17 protein-coding genes are annotated in these 20,615 nt (G+C 59.0%); 10 read left to right on the top strand and 7 right to left on the bottom strand.

Going from position 1 to position 20,615, the window contains the following annotated elements; genetic code table 11:
* The first annotated feature begins 151 nt into the window (after positions 1-151).
* Entirely contained in the window at positions 152-385 is a 234-nt protein-coding gene (locus tag AC1D2P_RS19235; RefSeq protein ID WP_007944145.1) for a hypothetical protein, read from the top strand.
* A gap of 91 nt (positions 386-476) precedes the next feature.
* Here AC1D2P_RS19235 and sulA read toward each other — a convergent pair whose 3' ends face one another.
* Positions 477-950: an SOS-induced cell division inhibitor SulA gene (sulA, locus tag AC1D2P_RS19230; RefSeq protein ID WP_477757628.1), complete on the bottom strand. Its 474-nt coding sequence runs from the start codon at positions 948-950 to the stop codon at positions 477-479.
* A gap of 10 nt (positions 951-960) precedes the next feature.
* Complete coding sequence (lexA, locus tag AC1D2P_RS19225; protein WP_046026989.1) at positions 961-1,569, bottom strand: transcriptional repressor LexA; 609 nt, start codon at positions 1,567-1,569, stop codon at positions 961-963.
* 229 nt (positions 1,570-1,798) lie between these two features.
* Here lexA and AC1D2P_RS19220 point away from each other — a divergent pair, with 229 nt between their 5' ends.
* The 3 genes from AC1D2P_RS19220 to AC1D2P_RS19210 all read left to right on the top strand — a co-directional run bounded on the left by AC1D2P_RS19220 (position 1,799) and on the right by AC1D2P_RS19210 (position 4,425).
* The gene (locus tag AC1D2P_RS19220; RefSeq protein WP_109785935.1) at positions 1,799-2,506 is read left to right on the top strand and encodes a TetR/AcrR family transcriptional regulator; all 708 of its coding nucleotides are present in this window, start codon (positions 1,799-1,801) and stop codon (positions 2,504-2,506) included.
* A gap of 158 nt (positions 2,507-2,664) precedes the next feature.
* Positions 2,665-3,675 (top strand): beta-N-acetylhexosaminidase, encoded by a 1,011-nt coding sequence (gene nagZ, locus AC1D2P_RS19215; RefSeq protein ID WP_477811545.1) that lies wholly within the window; start codon positions 2,665-2,667, stop codon positions 3,673-3,675.
* Positions 3,676-3,687: 12 nt separating this feature from the next.
* A complete protein-coding gene (locus tag AC1D2P_RS19210) occupies positions 3,688-4,425 on the top strand; it encodes an S-methyl-5'-thioinosine phosphorylase (protein ID WP_109785934.1) in 738 nt (245 codons plus the stop codon).
* Between the two features lie 114 nt (positions 4,426-4,539).
* Here AC1D2P_RS19210 and AC1D2P_RS19205 read toward each other — a convergent pair whose 3' ends face one another.
* Genes AC1D2P_RS19205 through mfd form a run of 3 tightly spaced genes read right to left on the bottom strand, consistent with a single transcriptional unit; the run spans position 4,540 to position 11,271 of the window.
* Complete coding sequence (locus AC1D2P_RS19205; protein WP_109785933.1) at positions 4,540-7,233, bottom strand: DEAD/DEAH box helicase; 2,694 nt, start codon at positions 7,231-7,233, stop codon at positions 4,540-4,542.
* Between the two features lie 11 nt (positions 7,234-7,244).
* On the bottom strand, positions 7,245-7,811 hold the full coding sequence (locus tag AC1D2P_RS19200) for a CsiV family protein (protein ID WP_109785932.1): 567 nt from the start codon (positions 7,809-7,811) through the stop codon (positions 7,245-7,247).
* A 10-nt stretch (positions 7,812-7,821) separates the two neighbouring features.
* Positions 7,822-11,271, bottom strand: a complete 3,450-nt coding sequence (gene mfd / locus AC1D2P_RS19195; protein ID WP_046026983.1) for a transcription-repair coupling factor — start codon at positions 11,269-11,271, stop codon at positions 7,822-7,824.
* A gap of 363 nt (positions 11,272-11,634) precedes the next feature.
* Here mfd and AC1D2P_RS19190 point away from each other — a divergent pair, with 363 nt between their 5' ends.
* The 3 genes from AC1D2P_RS19190 (at position 11,635) to sthA (ending at position 15,844) form a co-directional block, all read left to right on the top strand.
* Positions 11,635-13,098, top strand: coding sequence for a glyceraldehyde-3-phosphate dehydrogenase (locus tag AC1D2P_RS19190; RefSeq protein ID WP_477811544.1), 1,464 nt, complete (start codon positions 11,635-11,637; stop codon positions 13,096-13,098).
* A 127-nt stretch (positions 13,099-13,225) separates the two neighbouring features.
* Positions 13,226-14,251 (top strand): FAD:protein FMN transferase, encoded by a 1,026-nt coding sequence (locus AC1D2P_RS19185; RefSeq protein WP_477757627.1) that lies wholly within the window; start codon positions 13,226-13,228, stop codon positions 14,249-14,251.
* Between the two features lie 198 nt (positions 14,252-14,449).
* Positions 14,450-15,844: a Si-specific NAD(P)(+) transhydrogenase gene (gene sthA, locus AC1D2P_RS19180; RefSeq protein ID WP_046026980.1), complete on the top strand. Its 1,395-nt coding sequence runs from the start codon at positions 14,450-14,452 to the stop codon at positions 15,842-15,844.
* Positions 15,845-15,886: 42 nt separating this feature from the next.
* On the opposite strand, the gene AC1D2P_RS19175 is transcribed toward sthA, so the two are convergent.
* Both AC1D2P_RS19175 and AC1D2P_RS19170 read right to left on the bottom strand, forming a co-directional pair.
* Positions 15,887-16,609 (bottom strand): glycerophosphodiester phosphodiesterase, encoded by a 723-nt coding sequence (locus AC1D2P_RS19175; RefSeq protein WP_046026979.1) that lies wholly within the window; start codon positions 16,607-16,609, stop codon positions 15,887-15,889.
* Positions 16,610-16,623: 14 nt separating this feature from the next.
* A complete protein-coding gene (locus AC1D2P_RS19170) occupies positions 16,624-17,202 on the bottom strand; it encodes a PilZ domain-containing protein (protein WP_477757626.1) in 579 nt (192 codons plus the stop codon).
* Between the two features lie 94 nt (positions 17,203-17,296).
* On the opposite strand from AC1D2P_RS19170, the gene AC1D2P_RS19165 reads away from it, so the two are divergent.
* The 3 genes from AC1D2P_RS19165 to AC1D2P_RS19155 all read left to right on the top strand — a co-directional run bounded on the left by AC1D2P_RS19165 (position 17,297) and on the right by AC1D2P_RS19155 (position 20,548).
* Positions 17,297-18,547: a lipoprotein-releasing ABC transporter permease subunit gene (locus AC1D2P_RS19165; RefSeq protein ID WP_046026977.1), complete on the top strand. Its 1,251-nt coding sequence runs from the start codon at positions 17,297-17,299 to the stop codon at positions 18,545-18,547.
* 7 nt (positions 18,548-18,554) lie between these two features.
* Positions 18,555-19,238 (top strand): lipoprotein-releasing ABC transporter ATP-binding protein LolD, encoded by a 684-nt coding sequence (gene lolD / locus AC1D2P_RS19160; protein ID WP_162830870.1) that lies wholly within the window; start codon positions 18,555-18,557, stop codon positions 19,236-19,238.
* Positions 19,239-19,303: 65 nt separating this feature from the next.
* Positions 19,304-20,548, top strand: coding sequence for a lipoprotein-releasing ABC transporter permease subunit (locus AC1D2P_RS19155; protein WP_046026976.1), 1,245 nt, complete (start codon positions 19,304-19,306; stop codon positions 20,546-20,548).
* Positions 20,549-20,615: the final 67 nt, after the last annotated feature.

Below are 20,615 nucleotides of genomic sequence, written 5' to 3'. Positions count from 1 at the left end.
CGGATTAGCCGGTATGACGGATGCCTTGAAAGGTGTCCGCTCAAGGATGGGTGCTGAAAGATATTTCCTTGCCATGACATCTGGTCAAGTTGCCGAGCGAAGCCTGACCGATGCCTATATAATCCCCGCCTTTCGTGGAGAACAGACCTTTATGCCAACGTCCTTTCTAGAAATTGTCGAGTTACCAGACGGTCGTATCGAGCTGCGCAGGGCCGAGGACGAGGGTTCTCTGGTCACTTTGGATTTCTCCGAGGATGCCAAAGCGTTCCTTCAAGGTCAGTACGTGGAAGTCGCCAAGGCGATGTTGAGCGTCGGTGTTCAGATGGCAGGGCGCCTGGTTGAAGGCGAATTTGATAAAGATCAGGGATCTCGCGTCCTTCATTGATCCCGCCCGTCGGATTGCAGGAATCGCTACAGATCGGCTTCTCTATCCTTGGAGAAGCCCCGCGCAGTTCAACGCGCGCATTGTTACTCGGCTAGCCCAATCGAATATTCAAGCTCTGTGCGTCCCCGGTTCGGGCGGCGCTGATCAACTGTTGCCGTGAAGTCGTGTTCAACGGATTGAGCCAGCTGACCACTGTGTGGCTGCGGCCCAGACGCAAGGCTTCGCAGGTCAACTGCTGGGCGCTTTGGGTGCCGCGAGGTTGCAACAGCAAGATGCGTTCGCGGTTAAGACCTGCATCCCGCAGCCAAGCCTGGGTCAGGCTCGCTGGCGGGGCAATCAATGTTAGCCAGCGTGCGTCCTGATCCTGGCTCAGCTCCCTGAGAATAGGTGCCAGAAGGTTCAGGCAGTTCCCGGCTGCACCACGTAGCGACAGCTCACTGAAGGCTTCGGGCTCGGCGCACCACGGCGACTCGACCACGTCTTTCAGGATCGGCGCCAATGGTTGCGTCATGAACGCCTCAAACAGCGGTAATTGGGCTTGCTGTGATGTGTGTGGGAACTGCATAAAGCCTCCTTTAGCGGCGAATCACGCCGACACTCAAGCCTTCAATCACCAGTTCCTGATCTTTCAGGTTCACTTCGATAGGGGCAAATTCAGGGTTTTCGGCAATCAACCAGACCTTGCTGCCGTCACGCTTGAAACGCTTGACCGTCACTTCGTCGCCAATTCGAGCGACCACGATTTGACCATTACGGGCTTCACGTGTGGTGTGCACGGCCAGCAGGTCCCCGTCGAAAATACCGACGTCTTTCATGCTCATGCCGTGAACCCGCAGCAAGTAGTCAGCGCGCGGATGGAAGAAGGCGGGGTTGATGTTGCAAGACTCTTCGATGTGCTGCTGGGCCAAAATGGGAGCACCGGCAGCGACTCGTCCAATGATTGGCAGCGTCGAGTCATCGGCCTTGGCTTCGAAGCCTGGAATACGAATGCCACGGGACGCGCCCGGAGTCATCTCGATAGCACCCTTGCGAGCGAGCGCCTTAAGGTGTTCCTCTGCTGCGTTGGGCGACTTGAAACCCAGTTCCTGAGCGATTTCCGCGCGGGTTGGTGGATAGCCGTTGTCTTCGAGGCAGCGTTTGATGAAGGCCAGAATCTCTGCTTGGCGTGGCGTCAGCTTTAGCATTTTGATCGCTCTGTCTTTTTATACAGTGACTGGGATTATATACAGTGAAAGCGTCTTGGCAATGCCCCTTTTTTCACCGACTGCCGGACGGTCGATCGACCCGCTGATTGAAGCTTTGCCGTTGTATGGTTAAATAGCTGACCGACCATTCCCAAATCGAACTGCCAGGCTTGACAACGCATAGGCTGAAACGTATGTTTCAAACAAGTGTTTGTCAGGCGGAGTAGCCATGGCCCAGTCGGAAACCGTTGAACGTATTCTTGATGCTGCCGAGCAGTTGTTCGCGGAAAAAGGTTTCGCTGAAACCTCGTTGCGTCTGATTACCAGCAAGGCCGGTGTCAATCTGGCGGCGGTGAACTATCACTTCGGTTCCAAGAAAGCGCTGATTCAAGCGGTCTTTTCGCGCTTCCTCGGGCCGTTCTGCATTAGCCTCGATAAAGAGCTCGAGCGGCGTCAGGCCAAGCCCGAGAACAAGCCGACTCTTGAAGAGCTGCTCGAAATCCTCGTCGAGCAAGCCCTTGTCGTGCAGCCTCGTAGCGGCAATGATCTTTCGATCTTCATGCGCTTGCTGGGTTTGGCCTTCAGTCAGAGCCAAGGCCACTTGCGGCGTTATCTGGAAGACATGTACGGCAAGGTGTTCCGTCGCTACATGATGCTGGTCAACGAAGCCGCACCGCGCATTCCACCGATCGAGCTGTTCTGGCGCGTACACTTCATGCTCGGTGCCGCAGCGTTCAGCATGTCGGGGATCAAGGCCCTGCGCGCGATTGCCGAAACCGATTTCGGCGTCAACACCTCCATCGAGCAAGTCATGCGCCTCATGGTGCCGTTCCTGGCTGCCGGCATGCGTGCCGAAACCGGTGTGACCGATTCCGCCATGGCGACCGCGCAGTTGCGTCCTCGCAGCAAGTCGGCCCCGGCTCCCGCCAAGGTTTAACCGCTCACGGGTGGGCGCGGCAGCTGACATCCGCTAAGCTAGCCGCCCATGCCGACTCTCGTTTTGAACCCGTTCCCCATTTGTATYGCCGACCTGCCGGGCTTTGCCCAAGGCGGCGAATTCGTGTGGGTCGGGTTTCTCGTTATCAAGGAATTTCTATGACTGCTGGCCTGCAAGGCTCGTTGATGGTGGACGTCGCCGGTACCTGGCTGACGGCTGAAGATCGCCAATTGTTGCGCCAGCCCGAAGYGGGCGGCTTGATCATTTTTGCGCGTAACATTGAAACTCCACGCCAGGTGCGCGAGTTGAGTGCTGCGATTCGTTCAATTCGCCCCGATCTGCTGCTGGCGGTGGACCAGGAGGGCGGTCGCGTCCAGCGTTTGCGCCAAGGCTTTGTGCGACTGCCGGCGATGCGCGCCATCGCCGACAATCCAAACGCCGAATACCTGGCCGAGCAGTGCGGCTGGATCATGGCCACCGAGGTGCTTGCCGTTGGCCTCGACCTCAGTTTCGCCCCGGTACTGGATCTTGATTATCAGCGCAGCGCCGTCGTCGGAACCCGTTCCTTCGAAGGTGACCCCGAGCGCGCCGCGTTGCTGGCCGGTGCTTTTATCCGGGGTATGAACAGCGCCGGCATGGCCGCTACTGGCAAGCACTTCCCCGGTCATGGCTGGGCTGAGGCGGATTCCCACGTCGCCATCCCGAACGATGAGCGCAGCCTCGACGAGATCCGCGCCAACGACCTGGTGCCGTTCGCCAAATTGAGCAAGCAACTGGCTGCCGTCATGCCGGCCCACGTTATTTACCCGCAAGTCGACTCCCAGCCTGCCGGCTTCTCCCGTCGATGGTTGCAGGACATCCTGCGCGGTGAGTTGCAATTCGATGGTGTGATCTTCAGCGACGACTTGTCGATGGCCGGTGCTCATGTGGTGGGCGATGCGGCCAGCCGGATCGAAGCCGCGCTGACCGCCGGTTGCGACATGGGCCTGGTGTGCAACGATCGCGCTGCTGCGGAGTTGGCGCTCAGCGCTGCCCAGCGGCTGAAGGTCAAACCGTCTGAGCGTATTGCGCGAATGCGCGGCCAGTCATACGCCAATACCGAATACCGTCAGAACCCGCGATGGCTGACGGCTGTCGGCGCGCTCAAAGACGCTCAACTGATTGAATAAGGACTTTACGTTATGACGGTTTACGCGATTATCGGTGGCACCGGCCTGACTCAACTCGAAGGCCTGAGCATTCGCCAGTCACTGGCAGTGGACACTCCGTACGGTGCGCCCTCGGCTGAAGTGCAGATCGGCGAATACGCCGGCAAGGAAGTGTTGTTCCTCGCCCGTCACGGTCATCCGCACCGTTTCCCGCCACATCAGGTGAACTACCGCGCCAACCTCTGGGCGTTGAAGCAGGCGGGCGCCGAAGCGATCCTCGCGGTCAACGCCGTGGGCGGGATTCATGCGGCGATGGGCACCGGGCATTTCTGCGTGCCGCATCAGTTGATCGATTACACCAGCGGTCGTGAACACACGTTTTTCGCCGATGAGCTGGAACACGTCACACACATTGACTTCAGCTATCCCTACAGCGAGCCATTGCGTCAGCAGTTAATCGCGGCGTTGGCGGCTGAAGGCGTCGGCTACAGCAGTCATGGCGTATACGCCTGCACCCAGGGGCCGCGGCTTGAAACTGTTGCGGAAATCGCCAGGCTGGAGCGTGATGGCTGCGACATCGTCGGCATGACCGGCATGCCGGAAGCGGCACTGGCTCGTGAGCTGGAACTGGATTACGCCTGCCTGGCGCTGGTGGTGAACCCGGCGGCGGGCAAGTCGACGGCGGTGATTACCATGGCTGAAATCGAGCAGGCGTTGCATGACGGGATGGGGAAGGTGAAGTCGACGTTGGCGCGGGTGCTGAAAGGGTAAGGCAGGCTTTGCATCGAGTTGACCCAATCGCGGGCAAGCCCACTCCCACAGGATTGATGTTGACCTTGTGGGGGCGGGCTTGCCCGCGAAAGCAATCGATCAGACGCAGAGACGTCAGCGCTTCTCCAGCTTATCCGGCAGTGGCGCAAACAACGCTTCAATATCATCGTTCTGCAACTTCCAGTCCCCGGCCTTGCGTCCATCCAGAACGCCGGCAGCCAGGTCGGATTTTTCTTTTTGCAGATGCTGAATCTTCTCTTCCACTGTGCCCCGGGCAATCATCTTGTAGACGAACACCGGTTTCTCCTGGCCAATTCTATAAGCCCGGTCAGTCGCCTGGTTTTCCGTTGCCGGGTTCCACCAAGGGTCATAGTGAATCACCGTATCCGCTTCGGTCAGGTTCAAACCAACACCGCCGGCCTTCAGGCTGATCAGAAAAATCTGACGCTTGCCGCTCTGAAATTCCTTCACCGGCGCACGTCGGTCGCGGGTTTGTCCCGTCAGCAGCGCGTACTCGACGCCACGCTTCTTCAGTTCGACTTCGATAAGCGCCAGCATTGACGTGAACTGCGAAAACAGCAGAATCCGCCGACCTTCTTCAAACAATTCCTCAAGCATTTCCATCAAGCTGTCGAGCTTGCCCGATGTGCTGCCGCGAGACGGCAGGGCGGCATCGTTGACCAGGCGCAAATCACAGCACACCTGACGCAGCTTCAGCAGCGCCTCAAGAATGATGATCTGGCTGCGCGCTACGCCTTTGCGGGTGATCTCGTCGCGGACCTTTTTGTCCATGGCCAGGCGCATGGTTTCGTACACATCGCGCTGGGCTTCGTTGAGCTCGACCCAGTGAATGATCTCGGTCTTTGGCGGCAATTCTTTCGCGACCTGTTCCTTCGTCCTGCGCAAAAGGAACGGTTTGATCCGGCCGTTGAGGTGCGAAAGCCTGACTTCGCTTGCGCGTTTTTCAATCGGCACCCGGTAGTCGCTGTTGAAGCTTTTTACATCCCCCAGCCAGCCGGGCAGCAGGAAGTGAAACAGCGACCACAGCTCACCCAAATGGTTTTCCAGCGGTGTGCCACTCAGGCACAGGCGCTGGCGCGCATTGAGCTCGCGGGCGGCCTGGGCGGCCTTGCTGTTGGGGTTCTTGATGTACTGCGCTTCATCCAGCACCAGTACGTGCAATGGCTGCGTGGCAAGGCGTTCGACGTCCTTGGGTAGCAGCGCATAAGTGGTCAGGATCAAGTCGTAATCGGCCAGATGGTCGAAATGTTTTTTGCGACTGGCGCCGTACAGTGCCAGCACTTTGAGTTGCGGCGTGAAGTGCGCCGCTTCGTCGAGCCAGTTCGGGATCAGGCTGGTGGGCATTACCACCATGCACGGCCGATCCAGGCGTCCTGCATTTTTCTCGGTAAGAACATGCGCCAGGGTTTGTAGGGTTTTGCCCAGGCCCATGTCGTCCGCGAGAATCCCTCCGACCTCCAGTTGCCGTAACGACTGCATCCAGCTCAGGCCTTCCAGCTGATAGGGGCGCAGGGTTGCGTTCAAGCCTTCCGGTACGGTCGCGGTGTAGTCCTTGATGTCGCGAAGACGCTGGGCGAACGAGCGGATCTGTTCCCCGCCTTCCCACAGCAGCGGCATGTCTTCCAGCGGATTCAGGCGCGTGGCGTCAGCCTTGCTCAAGCGCAGCGTGGTTTCGCCGGGTTCTTGCAGATAGAACTCGCCGAGCGTCGCCAGTACCGGCTTCAAGCGCCCGAAGGGCAGGGCGACTTGCAGTGGGCCGTATTCGGAGTTCGGACGATTGGGAATGTTCACCAGAATCAGCTCGTCGTCGCGCCGGCGGGCCAGGCGCTCCGGGTTGAGGATTTCGGTGTGGGAGCGCATCAGGTTCAACAGGATCGGCAGTAAACTCAGGCGCTCGCCATTGACGATAATCCCCAGCTCGAGATCAAACCAGTCGCGCTCCGGTGCCTGCTCGACGGTGGCGTACCAGTCGTCCACGGCGGTCAGGTCGAAACCGAAGTCTTCGTCGATCTGCAATTCCCAACCTTGGGTGCGCAGCTTCGGCAGCTCATTCAGGGTGAACGTCAGCCAGGCACTGTCATTGACCATCTCGTAGAGCTCGCCGGCGCTTTCCGGCAACGCTTTACTTTGCCGGGTGGCAATCTTGAAGCCAAGGATTCGCAGCTGTTCTCTGTAGGTTTGTTCGACGTCCGGGTGACGTTTTATCCGCAGCGTCTGGGTTTCCTGGCGAATCAGGATGTCGGTGTTCTTTTGTCCGCAGACGTATTCATCCAGATAGCTGAAAGACAACGCCGCGCGATGCTGGATATAGCGCTGCATTTTGCCGTTGCGCGGTTCGAAAGCGCTGAACTCGATACTCGCCAGCCACAGTCGCGGCACCGGTTGGACATTATCCACCAGGATTTGCGGAGGTGCTTTCGGGCTGCGGTTTTCCAGTACGGCCTGAAGTTTTTCCAGTAGCTCGGCGTCCTGCGCGGCGGCGGGGTAGTCCAGGGTTTCCTGGACCTTCAGCAGTACCGCTGCGCAATGTTTGCAGTTGTTGTGAACCGGGCAGGTGCACGTCGCGTCGACCATCAGCAAGGTGGCTTTGGCCGACTCGCGCAGGCGAATGGTCTGACGGTAAACGTTACCGCCAGAACCTTCGCACGCGGCGATAATCGTAGCATCGCCGACCTCGACGATTCTGACGCGATTCTCCAGGGCGTAGCGACGGCCGCGCTCCAGGCTTTGCTCTTTGAACCGGCTGACCCAGGAAGGTCCCAGGGGTTTGCTCAGGGTCGAGGTCATAGGGACTTCAATCAGTCCGGAATTTCATCGGGGACTGGCCGAGGTGCAGGGGCGGTAAGCGAGGTGATCTTGATCAGCAAGCCGAGGTGGCCGTTGTCGAGGAAGTTCAGCTGGCCGTTCTTGGTATGGCTTTCTTGCTTGAGGCGCTCGCTGGCGGTGACCATGCCGTTGGCGTCGATCTGGTTAACCCAGAAATCGGCGTCTACGTCGGTGAATCGTCCCAATTTCAGGTTCAGCGTGCCCTCGATCGGGAATTGGCCGAACTGTTCCTTGCCGTCGCTGATCGCGATTTTGCTCGGTGCTTCACCGAGTGTCTGTTGCCAGGCTTTGTGCAGCAACACGGTGTAGTCGGCGCTGGCGGTGAGTTTTTCCACTTCGCCATTCAGGCTTGGCGTACGCAGGCTGTCAGGTTTGATGCTTTGTGCGCCGGCGGCCCAGTCTTCCGGTGCTGCGCGGCTAACGATAGCAGGCACAGCGTTTTGGCGGACCAGAATCATTTCCACCTGATACAGGTCATCGGCAAACGCCGTTGGAGCGACCAGGGTTGTCAGCAAGGTCAGTAAGCGAAACAGGCGCATGCGGCGTCCTTCAAGCAGTTTTCGGGATGAGGCACTCAAGCAGCGCCTCTACAGTATTAAAGCGCTCTTGCGGGCTTTCCATCGGGACCATGAATTTAAACATCGTGGCACCTTCGAATTTGTAGCGTTTGGGTTGACCCTGAATCAGTTTGATCAGTGTCAGCGGGTCGACCGGCGTCTGCGCCGCGAACTCGATGCGGCCACCTTGCGGGCCGCCGTCGACTTTCTTGATGCCCAGCAGTTCGGCCTGCAGCTTCAGCGCGGTGATGCGCATCAGGTTCTTGGTCGGTTCCGGCAACAGGCCGAAACGGTCGATCATTTCAACTTGCAAGTCTTTGAGGCCATCTTCATCGGTGGCCGAAGCAATGCGTTTGTAGAGAATCAATCGGGCGTGAACGTCCGGCAGATAGTCTTCGGGAATCAACGCCGGAACGCGCAGATTGACTTCCGGGCCACCGCCCAACGGCTGATCCAGGTTGGGTTGCTCGCCCTTGCGGATCGATTTCACCGCGCGCTCGAGCATTTCCATGTACAGCGTAAAGCCAACCGCCTGGATCTGCCCGCTTTGACCGTCGCCCAGCAACTCACCTGCGCCACGGATTTCCAGGTCGTTGGTGGCAAGCACGAAGCCCGCGCCGAGGTCCTGGGTGTTGGCAATCGCTTCCAGGCGTTTTTCTGCGTCCGGGGTAATTTGCTGGCGCGGCGGCGTCAGCAGGTAAGCGTAAGCCTGGTGGTGACTGCGCCCGACACGGCCGCGCAACTGGTGCAGTTGTGCCAGCCCGAATTTGTCGGCGCGCTCGATGATGATGGTGTTGGCGCTCGGCACGTCGATGCCGGTCTCGATGATGGTCGAGGCGATCAGCACGTTGAAGCGCTTGTGGTAGAAGTCGCTCATCACCTGTTCGAGTTCGCGTTCGCGCATTTGTCCGTGGCCGATGCCGATCCGCGCCTCTGGCACCAGTTCGGCGAGGTCGGCGGCGCATTTCTCGATGGTCTTCACGTCGTTGTGCAGGTAGTAAACCTGACCGCCACGCAGCAATTCCCGCAGCAGGGCCTCTTTGACCGTGCTCTTGTTCTGCTCCATGACGAAGGTGCGCACCGACAGGCGACGAGCCGGCGGGGTTGCGATGATCGACAGATCGCGCATGCCCGACACTGCCATGTTCAGCGTGCGCGGAATCGGCGTGGCGGTCAGGGTAAGAATGTCGACTTCGCTGCGCAACGCCTTCAGCTGTTCCTTCTGACGAACACCGAACCGGTGCTCTTCATCGATGATCACCAGTCCAAGGTTTTTGATCTTCACGTCATCTTGCAGCAACTTGTGGGTGCCGATGACGATGTCGATCTTGCCTTCGGCGAGATCCGCGACCGCGGCGTTCACTTCCTTGGTCGACTTGAAACGACTCATCACTTCCACGGTCACCGGCCAATCGGCAAACCGGTCGCGGAAGCTGTTGTAGTGTTGCTGGGCGAGCAGGGTGGTCGGTACCAGAATGGCGACCTGACGACCGCCGTGCACGGCGATGAAGGCGGCGCGCATCGCCACTTCGGTCTTGCCGAAGCCAACGTCGCCGCAGACCAGGCGGTCCATCGGCTTCGGCGCGAGCATGTCGGCGCGTACCGCTTCAATGGTGGTTTGCTGGTCCGGGGTTTCTTCGAACGGGAAACCGGCGCTAAAGGTCGCGTAGTCGGCTTTCGGGTCTTCGAAGGCATAGCCTTCGCGCGCGGCACGACGTGCGTAGATGTCGAGCAGTTCGGCAGCCACGTCGCGCACCTGTTCGGCGGCTTTGCGTTTGGCTTTTTGCCAGGTTTCGGAGCCGAGACGGTGCAGCGGGGCCAAGGCATCGTCGCTGCCGGTGTAGCGAGCGATCAGGTGCAGGTTGGCCACCGGCACGTAAAGCTTTGCGCCTTCGGCGTATTGCAGCGTGAGGAATTCGGCCGCCTGATCGTCGATTTCCAGCGTCGCCAGCCCGAGGTATCGACCGACACCGTGATCGATATGCACCACCGGCGCGCCTTCGCGCAGTTCGGTGAGGTTCTTGATGACCGCATCGTTATTGGCGTCGGCGCGTTTTTCGCGACGACGGCGCTGCATCACGCGCTGACCGAACAGCGGGCTTTCGGCAACTAGCGCCAGCGCCGGATCATCGAGCACCAAGCCTTCGTCGAGCGGGGCAATGGTGATCGCCAGGCGTTCTTTGCTGGAGACAAAGTCCGGCCAGCTGTCGACGGTTTTCGGTCGCAGTTTCAGGCGTTCGAGTAATTCCAGCAGCACTTCGCGACGGCCCGCCGACTCGGCGGTAAACAGAACGCGTCCGGGGAATTCATCGAGGAAGCCGGCCAGTGCCGCCAATGGCTGAGTGGCCTTGGCTTCAATGGCCAGGTTTGGCAATTCCCGCGCCGGGAAGCGCTCTCGACCGACACCGGTTTCCACGTCCTGTTGGCTGGCGACGACGCGGGGCCAGGTCTTCAGGCGTGCAAAGCAGTCTTCGACTGGAAGGAACAACTCGGCCGGCGGTAATAAAGGACGGGACGGGTCGACACGGCGTTCTTCGTAGCGATTGCGCACGTCGTTCCAGAAATTCTCCGCCGCCTGCTCGATGCCCGGCAGGGAAAACACTTGCGTGTCCTGCGGCAGGTAATCGAACAGCGTCGAGGTTTCCTCAAAGAACAGCGGCAGGTAGTACTCGATACCTGCTGGTGTGATGCCACTGCTCAAATCCTGAAAGATCGGGCAGCGACGGAAATCGACATCGAAGCGCTCGCGAAAGCGTGCCTTGAAACGGGTGACCGCGTCTTTTTGCAGCGGAAACTCCCGCGCTGGCAGCAAGCGGACAGTGTCGACCTTATCGATGGAGCGCTGGTTTTCGGGATCGAATGTGCGCAGCGTCTCGATTTCGTCATCAAACAGGTCGATGCGGAACGGTAGTTTGCTGCCCATCGGGAACAGGTCGATCAGCGAGCCGCGCACGGTGAATTCGCCGTGCTCGTACACCGTGTCGACATAGCGATAACCGCTGGCTTCAAGCCGCGTGCGCATTTGTTCGACGTCGAGTTTCTGGCCAACATCCAGCACCAGGCTGCTGCCGAGCAGGAATTTGGTCGGCGCCAGGCGATGCAGGGCTGTGGTGATCGGCACCACCAGAACGCCATGGTTCAGCTCCGGCAGCCTATATAAGGCAGCGATGCGCTGGGAAATGATGTCCTGGTGCGGCGAAAACAGATCGTAGGGCAGGGTTTCCCAGTCCGGGAAATGCAACACGGGCAAATCCGGGGCGAAGAAGCTCAGCTCCTGCTCCAGCCGTTCGGCGCTTTGGCTATCGGCGGTCAGCAGCAGGGTAAAGCGCTTGGCAGCGCTGGCAGCCTCGGCAATCGCCAGGCTGAGGGCAGCACCGGGCAGGTTGCCCCAATGCTGTTTACCTGCCGCGGCAGGGAGAAGCGGTAGACGCAGAACGGGCACGGAAGGTTGAGCTCCAAGCGTTGCGACAAAGTCGGTAATTGTAGCGGTCCCGGGTGCCGCCTGTCAGTTGCAGACTGTGTCTATTACGCAGGTTTGGCGAAATGTAGTGGTAAAGACAAAATTCGGCGGTTTTTTACTGGGAATGACTGGATATGTAGTGGAAAAACCAACGAGTGTTACGGAGGGTTACGGATAAGGTCGCGCTGTCTCCAAAAAATTGACTGCGCTGAAAGCCCCGGTTTTATTGGGCTTTGGCGAGGTGTGATTTTTTTGAACAGGCAAATGTTACGGATCGCACGACAAGCGCGCATTGCTACGGGAGGGAGTCGGCGGCATAATGTAGCCCCTTTTTTCTGCCCCTACATGTGGAAGGTTCCCGTGACTCAGAAGCCCGACCAGTGTCTTGGTGAATGGATCGACCGTGAAGCACTCGCAGAAGCGATGATTCCGCTTATCGGTCAGCTCTACCGCAATAACAACGTGGTGAGCTCGATCTATGGCCGCAGCCTGATCAACCGTTCAGTCATTGCGATTCTCAAAGCTCACCGCTTTGCTCGTCATCGTCAGTCCGATGACAGCGAATTGTCCGTCCACGAAACATTCCCGCTGCTCAAAGCGATGAGCGAGCTCAAGCTCGGCGCCGCTTCGGTAGACCTGGGCAAGCTTGCGGTCAAGTTCAAGACCGAAGGCAAAGGCCGTACTGCCGAGCAGTTCGTCCGTGAAGAACTGGCTGATGTGGTTGGTCAGCAAAACGTTGCCGCGCGCAAAGGCACCGACGTTGTCCTGTACGGCTTCGGTCGTATCGGCCGTCTGCTGGCGCGCATCCTGATCGAGAAAACCGGTGGTGGCGACGGCCTGCGTCTGCGCGCCATCGTTGTCCGCAAGGGCGCCGAGAACGATCTGGTCAAGCGTGCAAGCCTGCTGCGTCGTGACTCGGTTCATGGTCCGTTCGATGRCACCATCACCATTGATGAAGCCAACAGCACCATCACCGCCAACGGCAACCTGATCCAGGTTATCTACGCGAAAAACCCGACTGAAGTGGACTACACCCAGTACGGCATCAAAGACGCGCTGCTGGTGGACAACACCGGTGTATGGCGTGACGCCGACGGCCTGGGCCAGCACTTGGCTTGCCCGGGGATCGATCGCGTTGTTCTGACCGCGCCAGGTAAAGGCAAGCTGAAGAACATCGTTCACGGCATCAACCACGGTGAAATCACCGCTGATGACAAGATCGTTTCTGCCGCTTCCTGCACCACCAACGCCATCGTGCCGGTGCTGAAAGCTGTCAACGACAAGTTCGGCATCATCAATGGTCACGTTGAAACCGTTCACTCGTACACCAACGACCAGAACCTGATCGACAACTTCCACAAAGGCGATCGCCGTGGCCGTAGCGCCGCGCTGAACATGGTTATCACCGAGACCGGTGCTGCCACTGCTGCTGCCAAGGCTCTGCCTGAACTGGCTGGCAAGTTGACCGGTAACGCGATCCGCGTTCCGACGCCAAACGTGTCGATGGCCATTCTCAACCTGAACCTTGAGAAAGCCGCCACCCGCGAAGAGATGAACGAGTACCTGCGCTACATGGCGCTGCACTCCGATCTGCATAAGCAAATCGACTACGTCAATTCGCAGGAAGTGGTTTCCACCGACTTCGTTGGCTCGCGCCACGCAGGTGTTGTGGACGCTGAAGCGACCATTACCCAAGACAACCGCGTTGTTCTGTACGTTTGGTACGACAACGAGTTCGGTTACAGCTGCCAGGTAGTTCGCGTAATGGAAGACATGGCCGGTGTAAACCCGCCAGCTTTCCCGCGCTAAGCGCTATCCGCTGCAAATGAAAACGCCCCGACCTAGGTCGGGGCGTTTTTGTTTGTGCGGTGATCATACCCTCATTTCTATCGCATAATGGCGGGCCTTGACGGCGTGTCTGGGCTTTTTTCAGGGGATGCAGGATTTGTTGAATTGGCGGCTTTTCAGTCTCGTCACATTGATCGCCGCGTTGCCAGGCTGCGGCAACAGCGACTCCATGGAGAGTTTCGGCGGCCCGACCATGGGCAGTACTTATTCGATCAGGTACGTGCGCCGCGAAGGTCTTCCCGCCCCAAAAGACGTCAAGGTCGAAGTCGAAAAAATCCTCGCTGAGGTCGATCAACAAATGTCGACCTACCGCAGCGACTCGGACATCGAGCATTTCAACGATCTCCCTGCCAATCGCTGTCAAAAAATGCCTCCGCCCATCCTCAAGTTGATCCGTGTTGGCGAACAGCTGTCAGAGCAAAGCGAAGGCTCCTACGACTTGACGGTAGAACCATTGCTCAACCTTTGGGGGTTCGGCCCGCAGGCGCGAGCGGAAACTGTTCCCTCTGCTCAAGCGCAGGCAGAGGTTAGGCAGCGTGTCGGATACCAGCACCTGCGCATCGACGGTGATCAGTTGTGCAAGGATGCCGCCGTCGAAGTCGACTTCAACAGCATCGCCGCCGGTTATGCCGTCGACACCATTGCCGCAAAACTCGAAGCCATGGGTATCCACAATTACCTCGCCGAAGCCACGGGCGAACTCAAGGCTGCCGGCAAAAAAATCGATGGCTCAGCGTGGCGCGTCGCCCTGGAAGAGCCTCGTGACGACCAGCAAGTGGCGGAGCGCATCATTGCTGTCGATGGCTATGGCGTTTCCACCTCCGGTGACTATCGCAATTATTTTCAGCAGGACGGAAGGCGTTATTCCCACACCTTCGATGCCCGCACCGGTGCTCCGGTCCTACACACTCTGGCGTCAGTAACGGTGATTCATCCTTCGGCATTGATGGCCGATGGACTATCGACGCTGTTGCTGATTCTCGGTCCTGAACGGGGGTGGGACTATGCCCAGGCACATGACATCGGTGCATTCTTTGTGATTCGTGCCGATACAGGTTTCGTCACACGAACCAATCAGGCTTTCGAGCGGCTCAGTGGTGCAAAAACTGACTGAGGACAATACGAAAGCTGGCGTTGTAGTGCAGGCAAAAGTAGCCTACGACGCGACCAAGGGTTAATGTGCGCGGCGTTGACGCTTCTATAGACTGTGTCCGGGTTCTGCACTGGCCCCAAATTGTTCCTTCACGCCACAGATTGGCGTGATTTAGCCGCAGGGTGCCGATGGCATCGCGGCCTGTTCTGAGGAGTACGCATGGCTGTCTACAACTACGACGTGGTGGTGTTGGGTTCCGGCCCGGCGGGAGAAGGCGCGGCAATGAACGCCGCCAAAGCAGGGCGCAAGGTGGCGATGGTCGATAGCCGTCGCCAGGTCGGCGGCAACTGCACCCACCTGGGTACCATCCCGTCCAAGGCACTGCGTCACTCGGTCCGGCAGATCATGCAGTTCAACACCAACCCTATGTTCCGGGCCATTGGTGAGCCGCGCTGGTTCTCGTTTCCGGACGTACTGAAAAGCGCCGAGAAAGTCATTTCCAAGCAAGTCGCTTCGCGCACCGGCTACTACGCCCGTAACCGCGTCGACGTGTTTTTCGGTACCGGCAGCTTCGCCGACGAGCAAACCATCGAAGTGGTCTGCGCCAACGGTGTGGTCGAAAAGCTGGTAGCCAAGCACATCATCATTGCCACCGGTTCGCGTCCTTATCGCCCGGCGGACATCGATTTCCACCACCCGCGTATCTACGATAGCGACACCATCCTCAGCCTCGGCCACACCCCGCGCAAACTCATCGTTTACGGCGCCGGTGTGATCGGTTGCGAATACGCGTCGATCTTCAGCGGTCTGGGTGTACTGGTCGAGCTGGTGGACAACCGCGGTCAGTTGCTGAGCTTCCTCGACTCCGAAATTTCCCAGGCGTTGAGCTACCACTTCAGCAACAACAACATCACGGTTCGCCACAACGAAGACTACGATCGCGTTGAAGGCGTGGACAGCGGTGTGATCCTGCACCTCAAGTCCGGCAAGAAGATCAAGGCCGACGCCTTGCTCTGGTGCAACGGCCGTACCGGCAACACCGATCAGTTGGGTCTGGAAAACATCGGCGTGAAGGTCAACAGCCGTGGCCAGATCGAAGTCGACGAGGCTTACCGCACCTGCGTACCAAACATCTACGGTGCCGGTGATGTCATCGGCTGGCCGAGCCTGGCGAGTGCCGCGCATGACCAGGGGCGTTCGGCTGCTGGCAGCATCGTCGACAATGGCAGCTGGCGCTTCGTCAATGACGTGCCGACCGGCATCTACACCATTCCGGAGATCAGCTCGATCGGCAAGAACGAGCAGGAGCTGACTCAGGCCAAGGTGCCGTACGAAGTGGGCAAGGCGTTCTTCAAGGGCATGGCGCGGGCGCAGATTGCCGGTGAGCCGCAAGGCATGCTGAAAATCCTGTTCCACCGTGAAACCTTGGAAGTGCTGGGCGTTCACTGCTTCGGTTATCAGGCGTCGGAGATCGTGCACATCGGTCAGGCGATCATGAACCAGCCGGGCGAACTGAACACGCTGAAGTATTTCGTCAACACGACGTTCAACTACCCGACCATGGCCGAAGCCTATCGGGTAGCGGCGTACGATGGCCTCAACCGGCTTTTTTGACGGGCTCCGGCCGGTGGCCTGAGCCGGCCGGGGAGACCGATTTCAGCAATTCTCGAGCGTGGCGCTGGCCAAACCGGGAAAGTCTGTAATCAGGCTGTCAACGCCGAAGTCGGCGAGTCTGCGCATCAGCGCGGGCTCGTTGACTGTCCATACCGACACATGCAACCCCTGGCGCTGCGCCTTCTGCAGGCGCTCCGGCGTACACAGGGTCCAGTTCAACGCCAGAATCTCACAGCCGTAGCTTGCCGCAACCTTCAACGGGTCGAGCCAGGCGTATTCGGCCACCAATCCGCGAGACACGTCCGGCACCAGGTCCAGCGCGGCTTTCAGCACTTCGCGTGAACTTGAGGTGATCGTGACCTTGTCGAGCAGACCGAAACGCTGAGCCATTTCACGAATCGCCAGTACCGTCGTCGCAGCGCGAGTGCGTGAGGCGCTCTTGACTTCCAGTTGCCAGTGATCGAAGTCGCACTTCTCGAACAATTCTTCCAGCGTCGGGATAGGGCAGGGTTTGATCCAGCCCGGGCCACCCTTGCGTGCGTCGTAGGTCACCAATTCGGCCGCCGTGTGTTCGACGACTTTGCCGCGACGGTCAGTGGTGCGTTTGAGTGTCGGGTCGTGTATGACCATCAACTCGTTGTCCATGGACAAGTGCAGGTCCAGTTCGCAGCGGCGCACGCCGTGCTTGAGGCATTCCTGAAAACTGATCAGGGTGTTTTCCGGTGCTTCGCCCTTGGCGCCGCGATGGCCGTAGATGAGGGTCACGGTTCTTCCTTAAATTAAATGCCTGATTCGTTTTCGCGGGCCAGTCGTCGTTCCTGGGCCTGCTTTTGCAAAATATAGCGGGCGAGCAACTGCCGTTGAGCATCGGTCGGGCGTTCGAACTCGGTGCCGATATCAAAGGCACCAGCCTTGCGGTCGCAATGGGTGACGCGGGCTCGCAGCAACAGGCCGAGGGCTTGCGGCATCAGCACCATTTTGACGGACAGGTGTGCACCTACGGATATAGGTGTCGGGTGCTGGAAGTCGATGCCGCCTTCGGAAATGATCACCGGCTGCGGTTTGCCGATCTGTCCGAGCACGGTGATCGCGATCACCTGGCTCAGTAAATCGATACGTTTGTTCTGGGATTTCAGGAAGGCTGCGAGGTTGCGCTCGCGCTCACTGATCTGGCGTAACAGGTGTTGTGACTCGAATTCGCTCAGGTGCAGTTCGCTGAGCAAGTTGAATAGTGGAGAAGCATCCTGCAACACTTCCAGGCCTGCGGCCTCGGGAGCGGACAGGGTCCGAATTTCCAGTGCGATCGTGTCCTCGATACGGTAGTATTCGCGGCGATCTTCTTCATCTAATGTCGACATGGCGAACCCATGGTAGCGGCGGTGGTCTGAGTGTAAAGCTGGTTATCGACCCCCGCCACAAGGACGTTCCTTTTCCCTCCGAACAAGCCCCGACATGTTCAGACCTCTCTTCGCATTTATTGGCACGCGTTATACCCGTGCAAAGCGTCGCAATCATTTTGTGTCGTTCATTTCCCTGACCTCGATGATCGGACTCGCCCTTGGCGTAGTCGTGATGATTGTGGTGCTGTCGGTCATGAACGGCTTCGATCATGAGATGCGCACCCGTGTGCTGGGCATGGTGCCCCACGCGACCATCGAGTCCGGTGAGCCGATCAGCGACTGGCAAAGCCTGGCCGCCAAGGTCAAGCAGAACTCGCAGGTGACGGCCGTTGCGCCGTTTACTCAGATGCAGGGTTTGCTGACCAACAACGGCAAAGTCTCCAAAGTCCTGCTCAACGCCATCGATCCTGCGCTTGAACGGCAGGTCTCGATCATTGATAACTTCATGCAGCAGGGCAAACTCGACGATCTCGTTCCGGGCGAATTCGGCATCGTTATCGGCGACAAGGCGGCAGCCAAGCTCGGCGCGGCTATCGGCGACAAACTGACGTTTGTCGCGCCAGAGGTCACCGTGACCCCGGCTGGCATGTTCCCGCGCATGAAACGCTTTACCGTGGTGGGCATTTTCCATGTGGGCGCCGGTGAGCTGGACGGCTACCTGGGCATCACCAACCTGCAGGACCTGGCCCGGCTGCACCGCTGGAAGCCGGATCAGGTCCAGGGCATCCGCTTGAAGTTCGACGACCTGTTCCAGGCGCCGCGCACCGCGTGGAGCATCGCCCAGCAACTCGGCGAGGACCGTTTCTACGCCCGTGACTGGACGCGCACCCACGGCAACCTGTATCAGGCGATCCGCATGGAAAAAGCCATGATCGGTTTGCTGTTGCTGCTGATTGTCGCCGTTGCTGCGTTCAACATCATTTCCACGCTGGTGATGGTGGTGAACGACAAGAAGGGCGACATCGCGATTCTGCGCACACTGGGCGCCACGCCGCGCACGATCATGGCAATCTTCATGGTGCAGGGTACGGTCATCGGTGTGGTCGGTACGCTGATCGGCGCTGTGGTCGGGATCTTCGCCGCGTTGAATGTCAGCGCCGCGATCTCGGCGCTTGAAGGCCTGATCGGCCACAAATTCCTTAACGCCGACGTGTACTTCATCGATTACCTGCCGTCGCAAGTGCAAAGCCAGGATGTGTTGATGGTCTGCGCCGCCGCGTTGGTCCTGAGTTTCCTCGCCACCCTGTATCCAGCCTGGCGTGCCGCGCGCACCCAGCCTGCGGAGGCGCTACGTTATGAGTGAGTCGGGCATGAGTGATAAAGCAATCTTGAGCTGCCGCAACCTGGGCAAATCCTACGAGGAAGGTCCGGAGTCGGTTGAGGTTCTGGCCGGTCTGCAACTGGAACTGCACCCGGGTGAGCGCGTAGCGATTGTCGGCAAGTCGGGTTCTGGCAAAAGCACCTTGCTCAATATGCTCGGCGGGCTCGATACGCCGACCAAGGGCAGCGTCTGGCTCGACGGTGAAGAACTGTCAGCGCTGAGCGAGAAGAATCGCGGCCTGCTGCGTAACCGCGCCCTCGGGTTCGTTTACCAGTTTCACCACTTGCTGCCGGAGTTCACGGCCCTGGAAAACGTCTGCATGCCGCTGCTGATCGGCAAGACGTCGATCCCCGAGGCGCGTCAGCGTGCCACGGCGTTGCTGGAGCGCGTAGGGTTGGGCCATCGTCTGGAGCACAAACCGGCCGAATTGTCCGGTGGTGAACGCCAGCGTGTGGCCATCGCTCGTGCCTTGGTGAACAACCCGGGCCTGGTGATGCTCGACGAGCCGACCGGCAACCTCGACTCCCACACAGCCCAGGGTATTCAGGATTTGATGCTGGAACTCAGCACCTCGATGCGCACGGCGTTCCTGGTGGTGACCCACGACATGAACCTGGCCCGCCAGATGGATCGCGTCCTGCATTTGCAGGAAGGTTGCCTGACACCCATCTGATTGGCCGAAACCCGGTGTGCTGAACAGTGCGTCGGGTCTTTTATTTTTATACGGTGCCCCAGCGAATGTTCAGACCGTTATCGATCTTTATCGGCACGCGCTATACCCGCGCCAAGCGCCGCAATCGCTTTGTTTCCTTCATCTCGATGACCTCGATGATCGGCCTCGCCCTGGGTGTGTTGGCGATGATCGTGGTGTTGTCGGTCATGAACGGATTTCAGCGCGAAATGAGCTCACGCATCCTTGGCATGGTGCCGCATGCAACCATCGTCGGCGTTAACCCGATCGACGATTGGCAGCCCGTTGCGGCGGCCGCGATGAAAAACCCGGAAGTGACGGCCGCCGTGCCGTTCACCGAAATGGAGGGCATGCTGTCCTACAAGGGCTCGATGCAGCCGATCCAGGTCAGCGGTGTCGATCCGGCACTCGAAGGCAAGGTTTCAATTGTCGCCAAGCACATTGTTCAAGGGCGCCTCGATGCCCTGAAGCCGGGTGAGTTCGGCGTGGTGATCGGTGAAATTACGGCCCGGCGCTTTCGCTTGAACGTCGGTGACAAGATCACCCTGATCGTGCCGGAAGTGAGTACTGCGCCGGGCGGGATTACCCCGCGCATGCAGCGCCTGAACGTGGTTGGCGTGTTCAAGGTCGGTGCCGAGCTCGACGGTTCGATGGCGTTGATCCACGTCGCCGATGCCGCGCAGATGCAGCATTGGGAGCCCAATCAGGTGCAGAGCGTGCGCCTGGCGGTGAAGGATTTGTACGCGGCGCCGCAAGTATCCAGCGATATCGCCAGTGGTTTGGGGGCTGCCTATAAGGCTGACGACTGGACCCACACCCAGGGCAGCCTGTTCAGCGCGATGAAGATGGAAAAAACCATGATCGGCCTGCTGTTGCTGATGATTGTCGCGGTGGCGGCGTTCAACATCATCGCCACCTTGATCATGGTGGTGAACGACAAAGGTGCGGATATCGCGATCCTGCGCACGATTGGCGCTACGCCTGGGCAGATCATGGCGATCTTCATGGTTCAGGGGACGGTGATCGGTGTTTTCGGGACCTTTATCGGCGGCGTGCTCGGCGTGATCGCGGCGCTGAACGTCAGTGAAATGGTGGGCTGGATCGAGCGGGTGAGCGGCCAGCACATCTTCAGTTCTGATGTGTACTTCGTCAGTAACCTGCCTTCGGAATTGCAGGGCGCCGATGTGCTGCTGATTTGCTCGGCGGGGTTCATCTTGAGCTTTCTGGCGACCGTCTACCCGGCCTGGCGTGCGGCGAAAATTGAGCCAGCTCACGCGTTGCGGTATTCGTAACTCCTGAAATCGCCATCGCGGGCAAGCCCGGCTCCCACAGCATCGCGGGCAAGCCCGGCTCCCACAG

It is taken from the genome of Pseudomonas sp. P1_F1_2 (assembly GCF_056405815.1).
The sequence above is the reverse complement of the archived record's forward strand: the minus strand, read 5'-3'. Positions and strand labels throughout refer to the sequence as shown.